The sequence below is a fragment of the Rhodopseudomonas rhenobacensis genome, assembly GCF_014203125.1.
In the GTDB taxonomy this organism is placed as follows: Bacteria; Pseudomonadota; Alphaproteobacteria; order Rhizobiales; family Xanthobacteraceae; genus Rhodopseudomonas_A; species Rhodopseudomonas_A rhenobacensis.
Genome location: NZ_JACHIH010000011.1, coordinates 122,706 through 132,860 on the forward strand (window position 1 = coordinate 122,706; position 10,155 = coordinate 132,860).

9 protein-coding genes are annotated in these 10,155 nt (G+C 65.6%); 3 read left to right on the forward strand and 6 right to left on the reverse strand.

Features of this window, described 5'->3' with window-relative positions; translation table 11 throughout:
* Positions 1-175: 175 nt before the first annotated feature.
* The 6 genes from HNR60_RS11115 to cysG form a co-directional block, all read right to left on the reverse strand.
* Positions 176-1,165, reverse strand: a complete 990-nt coding sequence (locus tag HNR60_RS11115; protein ID WP_184257367.1) for a sulfate ABC transporter substrate-binding protein — start codon at positions 1,163-1,165, stop codon at positions 176-178.
* Between the two features lie 123 nt (positions 1,166-1,288).
* Positions 1,289-2,020, reverse strand: coding sequence for a phosphoadenylyl-sulfate reductase (locus HNR60_RS11120; RefSeq protein ID WP_184257369.1), 732 nt, complete (start codon positions 2,018-2,020; stop codon positions 1,289-1,291).
* Positions 2,020-2,532 (reverse strand): DUF934 domain-containing protein, encoded by a 513-nt coding sequence (locus HNR60_RS11125; protein WP_184257371.1) that lies wholly within the window; start codon positions 2,530-2,532, stop codon positions 2,020-2,022. Before HNR60_RS11125 ends, HNR60_RS11120 begins: the two co-directional genes overlap by 1 nt.
* A complete protein-coding gene (locus tag HNR60_RS11130) occupies positions 2,519-4,171 on the reverse strand; it encodes a nitrite/sulfite reductase (RefSeq protein ID WP_184257373.1) in 1,653 nt (550 codons plus the stop codon). Before HNR60_RS11130 ends, HNR60_RS11125 begins: the two co-directional genes overlap by 14 nt.
* A gap of 8 nt (positions 4,172-4,179) precedes the next feature.
* Positions 4,180-4,494, reverse strand: coding sequence for a DUF2849 domain-containing protein (locus tag HNR60_RS11135; RefSeq protein WP_184257375.1), 315 nt, complete (start codon positions 4,492-4,494; stop codon positions 4,180-4,182).
* On the reverse strand, positions 4,491-5,933 hold the full coding sequence (gene cysG, locus HNR60_RS11140; protein WP_184257377.1) for a siroheme synthase CysG: 1,443 nt from the start codon (positions 5,931-5,933) through the stop codon (positions 4,491-4,493). Before cysG ends, HNR60_RS11135 begins: the two co-directional genes overlap by 4 nt.
* 242 nt (positions 5,934-6,175) lie before the next feature.
* On the opposite strand from cysG, the gene cysD reads away from it, so the two are divergent.
* The 3 genes from cysD to cysP are packed head-to-tail and all read left to right on the forward strand — an operon-like array spanning position 6,176 to position 9,964.
* Complete coding sequence (gene cysD, locus HNR60_RS11145) at positions 6,176-6,985, forward strand: sulfate adenylyltransferase subunit CysD (protein ID WP_184257379.1); 810 nt, start codon at positions 6,176-6,178, stop codon at positions 6,983-6,985.
* Between the two features lie 11 nt (positions 6,986-6,996).
* On the forward strand, positions 6,997-8,922 hold the full coding sequence (cysC, locus tag HNR60_RS11150; RefSeq protein WP_184257381.1) for an adenylyl-sulfate kinase: 1,926 nt from the start codon (positions 6,997-6,999) through the stop codon (positions 8,920-8,922).
* Positions 8,923-8,956: 34 nt separating this feature from the next.
* Positions 8,957-9,964, forward strand: a complete 1,008-nt coding sequence (cysP, locus tag HNR60_RS11155) for a thiosulfate ABC transporter substrate-binding protein CysP (protein ID WP_184257383.1) — start codon at positions 8,957-8,959, stop codon at positions 9,962-9,964.
* The last annotated feature ends 191 nt before the right edge of the window (positions 9,965-10,155 follow it).

Below are 10,155 nucleotides of genomic sequence, written 5' to 3' on the forward strand. Positions count from 1 at the left end.
CCGTGGCGGGGGGGGGGGCCGGGGGCGGCGCCCCGCCCCCCCGCCGCCCCGGCCCCCCCCCCCCCCGCCGCGATATGGCGTGGCGCCCCCTCACCCCAACCCTCTCCCCGCAAGCGGGGAGAGGGAGCGCGCTGCCATCGTTGCTAAGCATCGGCCTGCATTCCAATCGCAAGATTTAGTTCTTGTAGATCTTATCGAACACGCCGCCTTCGGCGAAGTGTTCCTTTTGCGCCTTGGTCCAGCCGCCGAACACGTCGTCGATGGTGAACAGCTCGACCTTGGCGAACGAGTCGGCATACTTCTTGGCAATTCCGGCATCGCGAGGGCGGTAGAAGTTTCGCGCGGCGATTTCCTGGCCTTCCGGGGTGTACCAGTATTTCAGGTAAGCCTCGGCGGCGGCACGGCTGCCCTTTTTATCGGCAACGCTGTCGACCACCGCGACCGGCGGTTCGGCGAGGATCGAGACTGACGGCGCCACAATTTCGAACTTGTCCTTGCCGAATTCCTTCACCGCCAGATAAGCCTCGTTCTCCCAGGCCAGCAAGACATCGCCGACGCCGCGCTCGACGAAGGTAATCGTGGAGCCGCGCGCCCCGGTATCCAGCACCGGAACGTTCTTGTAGATGTTGGCGACGAACTCCCGCGCGCCTTCCTCGTTGCCGGATTTCTTCAGCGCGTAGCCCCAGGCGGCGAGATAGTTCCAGCGCGCGCCGCCCGAGGTCTTCGGGTTCGGCGTGATCACGCTGACGCCGGGCTTGATCAGATCGTCCCAGTCCTTGATCGCCTTCGGGTTGCCCTTGCGCACCAGGAACACGATGGTCGAGGTGTAGGGCGATGAGTTCTGCGGCAGCTTGGCCTGCCAATCCTTGGCCAGCAGCCCCTTGTTGGCGATGGCGTCGATGTCGTAGGCGAGCGCCAAGGTGACGACGTCGGCCTGCAGCCCGTCGATCACGCTGCGCGCCTGCGCGCCGGAGCCGCCATGCGACTGCTTGATCTCGACGCTCTTGCCGGCGTCCTTCTGATAGGCCGCGGCGAACGCCTTGTTGAAATCGCTGTAGAGCTCGCGGGTCGGATCATACGACACGTTGAGCAGCGTGACGTCCGCGGCCATCGCGGAGCCTGCCCAGATCAGTCCCGCAATCACGGGAAGAAAACGACGGATCATTTCAATCTCCATTGGCCGCAGGACACCATTGTCGTTGACGGCGAAGTTCGGAAACTCTTGGAGAACAGCGCGTTAGTCAACGAAACCAGATTTCAATGTTTGCGGCGATGCGGGGTCAATATCCTACGAAGTCTTGACAGTATGAATTCCGCATTCTGTCTTGGCTTGACCGGCCCAGCGGCCGGCGCGCGCGTCCTCGTCGGAGTCGGTCCGGCTGGTGCAAGGCATGCAGCCGACCGAGAGGAATCCGGCGGCGACCAAGGGATGCGGCGGCAATTTCGCGGCCGCGTAGATCGCATCGATGTCTTCCCGCGAGACATTGGCGAACGGGTTGAACTTCAACCGCGTGCCGTCCTCTTCGACCACCGGAATGTCGGCGCGCAAGCCGCCCTGGAAGCGTTTGCGTCCGTTGATCCAGCCGCTGAACGGCTTCAGCGCGCGGCTGAGCGGCTCCACCTTGCGGATGAAGCAGCATTGGTCCGGATTGGAGAACCACAGATCGCGCTCCGGATCGTCGCGGTCGAGCGTCTGTTGCAACGGCTGGACCGAACGCACGTCGGTCAGACCGAGCTGCGCGATCAGCGTGTCGCGATAGGCCAGCGTCTCCTCGAACAGCCAGCCGGTGTCGAGAAAGATCACCGGGATCGTCGGGTCGACGTCGGCCATCACCTTCAACAGCGCCGCCGACTCGGTGCCGAACGACGACACCACCGCGAGATGCTGAGGGCCCACGGCCGCCAGCGCCGCGGCGATCACCTCCGCGGGCGCGGCGTCGCGCAGCGCCGCGTCGAGCGCGGCCGCCGACGGCAGCGCCGGCGTCGCCGGTTGCGCGGGCTGGATCAAAACATCGCTCATCAGCTCGCACTCTCCGAATGCCGCGCCTGCAGCCGGCGCTGCCACGCGCTCAGCCGGCCGTCGCTGCTCGGCTGATAGAACACCGAATAACGCTTCGCGGTGGCGGCGAAGGCCGCGGCGTCGGCGTCCTTCTTCACCTCGAAGGCGTCGAAGCCGTTGCGCAGCAAAAACACGAACTGATCGCGCAGGATCTGCCCGGTGGCGCGCAACTCGCCGCGATAGCCGTGGCGTTCGCGCAATAGCCGCGCCTGGCTATGGGCGCGGCCGTCGCGGAAGCTCGGATACACCAAAGCCACCACCGCCAGCCGATCGAGATAGGGCACCAGGTCATCGACCGGGCGATTGTTCGGCCAGATCACGCCGAGCGGGCTGTTGCGCCCGATCAGCGCCTCGGGATCTTGCAGAAACCGCGCCGCCGAGACCAGCACCGCGCCGTCGAGCGGCAGCTCGGCGTCGTCGGCCAGATGCACGAACGGATCGGCGATCGTGGTTGCGTTCTTAACGAGTGGCATAGACGCGCTCCTTGAAGGGCTCGACCCCGAGACGCTTCACCGCGTCGATGAACAATTCATCCGGCCGCTGCCGCAGCGCCAGATAGGCTTCGACGATGTCTTCGACGACATTGGCGACGTCGTCGTAAGGCACCGCCGGGCCGATCAGCGTGCCGACCACCGCGCCTTCGTCGGCGCGGCCGCCGATGGTGATCTGGTAGAATTCCTCGTCGTTCTTCTCGACGCCCAAAATGCCGATATGGCCGACATGGTGATGGCCGCAGGCGTTGATGCAGCCGGAGATATTGATGTGCAGCCGGCCGATCAGGTTGGCGGTCTCGTTGGAGAACCGCCGCGTCAGTTCCTGCGCGATCGGGATCGACCGCGCGTTCGCCAGCGAGCAGTAGTCCAGCCCCGGGCAGGCGATGATGTCGGTGATGAGATTGACGTTCGGCGTCGCCACGCCAATCCGATCCAACGCCTGCCACAGCGCCGGCAGATCGCGCTTGGCGACGTGCGGCAGCGCCAGGTTCTGCTCGTGGCCGACGCGGATTTCGCCGAACGAATAGCGGTCGGCGAGATCGGCGATCGCGTCCATCTGCTCGGCGGTGGCGTCGCCGGGAGGTGCTCCGACCGGCTTCAGCGACAGCGTGACGATGGCGTAGCCTTGCTGCTTGTGCGGCGCGACCGAGTTAGCGAGCCACGCAGCGAATCCCGGATCGGCGGAGGCCTTGGTGAGTTCTTCCGGATTGTCCGACAGCTTGGCGTAGGCCGGATAGGTGAAGCGCGAGCGGATCTCCTCGATCATGGCGTCGTCGAGCGTCAGCGGCCCGTCGCCGATCTGCAAAAATTCCTCCTCGACCTCGTCGCGGAATTTCTCCAGGCCGAGTTCGTGCACCAGGATCTTGATCCGCGCCTTGTAGATGTTGTCGCGGCGGCCGTACTGATTGTAGACGCGCAGGATCGCCTCGACATAACTCAGGATATCGCGGCCCGGCACGAACGGCTTGATCACCTTGCCGATGAACGGGGTGCGGCCGAGGCCGCCGCCGACCAGCACTTCGAAGCCGGTCACGCCGGCGTCGTTCTGGCGCAGCCGCAAGCCGATGTCGTGGATCTTGATCGCGGCGCGGTCGTGATCCGACGCCGTGATGGCGAATTTGAACTTGCGCGGCAGGAACGAGAATTCCGGATGCAGCGTGGTGTACTGCCGCATGATCTCGGCCCAGATCCGTGGGTCTTCGATTTCGCCCGGCGCGACGCCGGCCCACTGATCCGCGGTGATGTTGCGGGTGCAATTGCCCGAGGTCTGCATCGCATGGATGCCGACTTCGGCGAGATCGGCCAAGGCGTCCGGCAGATCGGCGAGCGCGATCCAGTTGAACTGGATGTTCTGCCGCGTGGTGAAGTGGCCGTAGCCGCGGTCGTATTTGCGCGCGACGTGGGCGAGCTTGCGCAACTGATCGGCCGACAGCGTGCCGTACGGAATCGCCACCCGGAACATGTAGGCGTGCAATTGCAGATAGACGCCGTTCATCAGCCGCAGCATCTTGAACTCGTCTTCGGTGATCTCGCCGGCGAGCCTGCGCTGCACCTGATCGCGGAACTCGGCGACGCGCTCGTTGATCAGCGTGCGGTCGATTTCATCATAAGCGTACATAGGAAGCCTTACACGGTCGCAGGAATGTCGATGGTGACGCCGGTGCTGCGGATCAGTTCGCGCAGATTGCCGGGTTCGATCGCGCCGGAATCGTCGACGGTCACCGGCGCGATGTAGGGGCCGACCGCGCCGACGTCGTCGGCGGCGGATTCGGCGAGCAGCGCGCGCGCGGTGTCGACGGTGCTGACCACCGCGGCATCGGCCAGGTCGGTCGACCAGTCCTGGTGAGCGGTGCGCCAGATCACCGCGCCGTCACGGGCGCGGTTCGCGGTCACCACCGAGGGTCCGGTGATCTTGATTTTTTGTTGCAGAGGAGAGGTCATTCAGCAGCCGCCAACATTTCCGAGAGTTTTTGCGTGAGAGGGGTGAAGGGATGTGAGTTCGAATCTGCCTGCCACGGCGCGGCATGGGCCACGACGTCGCCGATGATCAGGATCGCCGGGCCGCCCTCGACCTCGGCGACTAACTCGGGCAACTGATCGAGCGTGCCGATCGCGGCCTTGGAATTAGGTCGGGTGACGCGCGCGAACACCCCGACCGGAGTCAGCGGCGAGCGGCCGGCGGCGAGTAGTCCGGCGCGAACCTGCGGCGCGGCGCTCATGCCCATATAGACCACGACGGTCATCTTCGGATCGGTCAGCGCCGACCAGTCGACGCTGGCCGCGCCCTCCGCCTTGTGCGCGGTGAGGAAGGTGATGCGCAGCGCCTCGTTGCGGAACGTCAGCGGCACTTCGAATTCGGCGGCGGCGCCGAGCGCCGCGGTGATGCCCGGCACCACCGAGTAGGAGATGCCGGCGTCGCGCAACGCCGCGATCTCCTCGCCGCCGCGGCCGAAGATCAGCGAATCGCCGCCTTTCAGCCGCACGCAGCGCTGCCCCGAGTTTGCCGCAACAATCAGCCGGCGATTGATTTCGTCCTGGCCGATGCCGGGCTGGCCGACACGGCGGCCGACCGCCACCAGCGTGGCGTCGCGCCGCGCGCGGTCGAGCACTTCTTGTGAGACCAGTTCATCGTAGAAGATGGTATCGGCATCCTGCAGCGCCCGCAGCGCTTTCAGCGTCAACAGGTCCGGATCGCCCGGCCCGGCGCCCACCAGCGTGACATGGCCGGCCTCGCTCGCGCCGGCGAAGTCCGACGGATTGTCGATATTTCTCAAAGCCTTATCAGCCTGGTCGAGATGCCCGGCGAGGACCTGCGCGCCGATCGGGCCATCGACCACCCGCTCCCAGAATTTGCGCCGCAACGGAAATTGCGGGATCCGCTGGTGAATGCTCTTGCGCCAGCGGCCGATGAAGCCGGCAAGCTCGCCGATCCTGGCCGGCAGCAGCGCCTCGATCTGCTGCCGCAACCGCCGCGCCACCACCGGCGAGGTGCCGCCGGTGCCGATCGCCACCACGACGTCGCCGCGATCCACGATCGCCGGCATGATGAAGCTGGAATTGCTGAGGTCATCCATGACGTTGACCGGCACGCCGAGCGCCCGCGCCCGCGCCGAAAGCGGCGCGCCGAGCTCGCCTGAGCCGGCGCAAAACACCGCGATCACGCCGGCGAAATCCGCCTGCAGCGGATCGCCCTCGATGAATTCGATCTGGCCTTCGCCCTTCTCGATGCCGCCCAGGTCAGTATGACCATCAGTCGCGTAACAGCGAATCCGCGCGCCGGCCGCAAGTAGCAGCCGCAGCTTGGCGCGTAGCAGGTCTCCGGCGCCGATCAGAAGGATCGGCCCGCTGCGCAAATCGAGGAACACCGGCAGAAATCGCATACAGGCTCCGTTGCCCGGAACATCGGGGTTGACTGGAATTATTTTCTATATATGTGTCTTTCACCGGCCGCAAAGAGAAATTTATTTCTTCTCTTTCGCACCGCAACTGTGGAATTTTTTACCTCTAACTGCAAGGCGCAGGAGATGGTTCTTCTCGACAACGGTCCGCGACGGCAGGAGTTGCTTGCCAGTGCGCGGTTCGCTGGCGGGCCGAACCGCTCGATTGCAGCCCGGAGAGCACGATGACGACCCCCGGCATGGACCACCTCGACGCGCTGGAAGCGCAGAGCATCTACATTTTGCGCGAAGCCTTCGCCCGGCTGAAGAAGCTGGCGCTGCTGTGGTCGCTCGGCAAAGACTCCAACGTGATGATCTGGCTCGCCCGCAAGGCGTTCTTCGGCCGGGTGCCGTTCCCCGCCATGCACGTCGACACCGGCAAGAAATTCCCGGAAATGTATGCGTTTCGCGATCAGTACTCGAAGGAATGGGATCTCGACTTGATCCTCGAATATTGCCCCGGCATCGAAAGCGTCGACCCGACGCTGCCGCCGGCGGCGCGGTCGGCGGCGCGCAAGACCGAAGGGCTCAAGCTCGCATTGGCCAAGCACGGCTTCGACGGCCTGATCGCCGGCATCCGCCGCGACGAAGAGGCCACCCGCGCCAAGGAGCGGGTGTTCTCGCCGCGCGGCCTTGAGGGCGGCTGGGACGTCCGCGATCAGCCGCCGGAATTCTGGGATCAGTTCAACGCCTCGCCGCCGCCCGGCTCGCATCTGCGCATCCACCCGATCCTGCATTGGACCGAAGCCGATATCTGGGCCTACACCAAGCGCGAGAACATCCCGATCATCCCGTTGTATCTGTCGCAGAACGGCAAGCGCTATCGCTCGCTGGGCGACGCCGACATCACCAATCCGGTGCAGTCGAGCGCCTCCAACATCGACGAAATCCTCATCGAACTCGATGGCACCAAGGTGCCGGAGCGCGCCGGCCGCGCGCTTGATCATGAAACCGAAGACGCCTTCGAGCGGCTTCGCGTCGCCGGCTATCTGTGAGCAGCATCGCCATGAACCTCGTCGTCCCCACTCCCTCGCCGTCGTCGTCGCTCGCCACGCCGAACGGCACCACCCGCCCGCAAGTCCGCATCGTCATCGTCGGCCATGTCGACCACGGCAAATCCACGCTGGTCGGCCGGCTGCTGCACGAGACCGGCTCGCTGCCCGACGGCAAGCTGGAAATGCTGAAGGAAGTCAGCGCCCGGCGCGGCATGCCGTTCGAATGGTCGTTCCTGCTCGACGCGCTGCAAACCGAGCGCGACCAGGGCATCACCATTGACACCACGCAGATCTCGTTCCGCACCCATTCGCGCGACGTGGTGCTGATCGACGCCCCCGGCCACGCCGAATTCCTCCGCAACATGATCACCGGCGCCTCGCAGGCCGACGCCGCGGTGCTGATCATCGACGCGCTGGAAGGCGTGCGCGACCAGACCAGGCGGCACGGCTATCTGTTGCACCTGCTCGGCATCAAGCAGGTCGCGGTGGTGGTCAACAAGATGGACCGGGTCGAGTTCAGCGAGGCCCGCTTCACCGAGATCAACGATGAAATCTCCGCGCATCTGATCGAGCTCGGCGTGACGCCGACCGCGGTGATCCCGATTTCCGCGCGCGACGGCGACGGCGTCGCCGAGCGCACGCAAAACATCGCCTGGTACAAAGGCCCGACCGTGGTGGAAGCGCTCGACGCGCTGACCCCGGCGCGGCCGCTCGACGAATTGCCGCTGCGGCTGCCGGTGCAGGCGATCTACAAATTCGACGACCGCCGCATCGTCGCCGGCCGCATCGAATCCGGTCAGCTCAAGGCCGGCGACGAGATCGTGATCATGCCGGCCGGCAAGATCGCCAAGATCAAGACCGTCGAAGGCTGGCCGGTGACGCCGGTGAGCGGCCCGCAAAGCGCAGGCCGTTCGGTCGGCATCACGCTCGACCGCGAATTGTTCATCGAACGCGGCGACGTCATCGCCCATACTGACGCCGCACCGCGCGACACCAGGAGGATCCAGGCGAGGATATTCTGGCTGCACCATCAGCCGCTCAGCGTCGGCGCCAATATCCTGGTCCGGCTCGGGACGCGGGAAACCCGCGCCAACGTCGTCGCCATCGAGAAGGCGGTCGATCCCGGCGAACTCGCCAGCGTCGCGGCGAAATCGATCGCCCGCAATCACGTCGGCGAAATCACCATCGCGCTGCTGCACCCGGTCGCCGCCGATCCCTATCTCGACAACCCGCGCACCGGCCGGCTGGTGATCGAGGTCGACGGCCGCATCGCCGGCGGCGGTCTGGTGATGAAGATCGAGGGCGGCCAACGCGGCACCGTCGACATCGTCCCGGTGGAATCCGCGCTGCGGCCGGAGGATCGCGCGGCGCGCTATCGCCATAACGGCGCGGTGCTGTGGTTCACCGGCTTGCCCGGCGCCGGCAAATCTACGCTCGCGGTGGCGCTGGAGCGCCGGCTGTTCAACCGCGGCGGCTCGCCGATCCTGCTCGATGGCGATACCTTGCGCGCCGGCCTCAACGGCGATCTCGGCTTTTCGCCGAAGGACCGCTCAGAAAATATCCGTAGGCTGGCCGAAGTCGCCACCCACCTCGCCCGCAACGGCCATATCGCCATCGTCGCGGCGGTGTCGCCTTCGCTCGAGGATCGCGCCGCGGCGCGGCGGATCGCCGACACGCTGTTCCGCGAGATCTACGTCGCGACGCCTGCCGAGATTTGCGAAAGCCGCGATCCCAAGGGGCACTACGCCAAGGCCCGCGCCGGCACGCTGAAAGGCTTCACCGGCATCGGCAACGACTATCAGCCGCCGGCCGCGAGCGAACTGACCATCGACACCGCCACCCGCCCGGTCGCCGAGGCGATCGACGAGATCGAACTGATGCTGGCGAAATCCGGCGTGCTGATCGAAGACCTCGTCGACCTCGCCGCCAACATCTAACCCGCCCGCGGATTCCGCAGCGACAGGAGCTCTTGTGAATCGTTTTGCCCTCGCCTTCATCGCCGGTCTCGGCGCCCTCACCGCGGTGTCCGCGGCGCGCGCACAGAGCCCGACCACGCTGCTCAACGTCTCCTACGACATTTCGCGCGAGCTTTATGTCGAGATCAACGCCGCCTTCACCAAGCAATGGAAGGCCAAGACCGGCCAGGACGTCACCATCAACCAGTCGCACAACGGCTCGTCGCGGCAGGCCCGCTCGATCCTGGAAGGGCTCGAGGCCGACGTGGTGACCTTCAACCAGGTCACCGACGTGCAGGTGCTGTACGACAAGGGCAAGCTGATCCCGGCGGATTGGGCCAAGCGGCTGCCGAACAATTCCTCGCCATACTACTCGCTGCCGGCGTTCCTGGTGCGCGCCGGCAATCCCAAGGCCATCAAGGATTGGGACGACCTGGTGAAGCCCGGCGTGCAGGTGATCTTCCCCAACCCGAAGACCTCGGGCAATGCGCGCTACACTTATCTGGCCGCCTACGCCTACGCAAAGCACAAATACGGCAACGAGGCCGAGGCCGACGCCTTCATCAAGAAGCTGTTCGGCAATGTCCCGGTGTTCGACACCGGCGGCCGCGCCGCGACAACCACCTTCGTCGAGCGGCAGACCGGCGACGTGCTGATCACCTTCGAGGCCGAGACCAGCGCGATCCGCGACATCGCCGGCAAGGATAAATACGAAGTGGTGGTGCCGCCGACCAGCCTGCTGGCGGAATTCCCGGTCAGCGTGGTCGACAAATACGCCGACAAGCACGGCACCCGCCCGCTCGCCACCGCCTATCTGGAATATCTGTATTCGCCCGAGGGCCAGACCATTCTGGCCAAGGCCTATAACCGGGTGAACGACAAGGCCGTGGCGGCTGAGTTCAAGGACAAGTTCCCCGAGGTCAAGCTGTACCGCGTCGAGGACGAGTTCGGCGGCTGGGACAAGCTCACCGCCGATCACCTCGTCTCCGGCGCCAAGCTCGATCAATTGTTCGGCGGACGCTAGGGAATAGTCCCGGCTCCACAGATGCCGCCTTCACCTCTCCCCGCTTGCGGGGAGAGGTCGACCCGGCGGAGCGCAGCGACGCCGGGCCGGGTGAGGGGGCGTCTCGGCATCACGCGGCGCCCCCTCACCCGGCGCGACAAGCTGCGCTTTTGCCCCCCCCCACCACCCCCCCCCCGGGGGGGGGGGGAAAT

What these genes read in the sequence shown, in the direction of transcription:
- cysD (WP_184257379.1), top strand. Translation starts at nt 6,176, where the DNA reads ATGACGACCCCCGGCATGGACCACCTCGACGCGCTGGAAGCGCAGAGC.
- cysG (WP_184257377.1), bottom strand. Translation starts at nt 5,933, where the DNA reads ATGCGATTTCTGCCGGTGTTCCTCGATTTGCGCAGCGGGCCGATCCTT.
- HNR60_RS11120 (WP_184257369.1), bottom strand. Translation starts at nt 2,020, where the DNA reads ATGAGCGATGTTTTGATCCAGCCCGCGCAACCGGCGACGCCGGCGCTG.
- HNR60_RS11125 (WP_184257371.1), bottom strand. Translation starts at nt 2,532, where the DNA reads ATGCCACTCGTTAAGAACGCAACCACGATCGCCGATCCGTTCGTGCAT.
- cysC (WP_184257381.1), top strand. Translation starts at nt 6,997, where the DNA reads ATGAACCTCGTCGTCCCCACTCCCTCGCCGTCGTCGTCGCTCGCCACG.
- HNR60_RS11115 (WP_184257367.1), bottom strand. Translation starts at nt 1,165, where the DNA reads ATGATCCGTCGTTTTCTTCCCGTGATTGCGGGACTGATCTGGGCAGGC.
- HNR60_RS11130 (WP_184257373.1), bottom strand. Translation starts at nt 4,171, where the DNA reads ATGTACGCTTATGATGAAATCGACCGCACGCTGATCAACGAGCGCGTC.
- HNR60_RS11135 (WP_184257375.1), bottom strand. Translation starts at nt 4,494, where the DNA reads ATGACCTCTCCTCTGCAACAAAAAATCAAGATCACCGGACCCTCGGTG.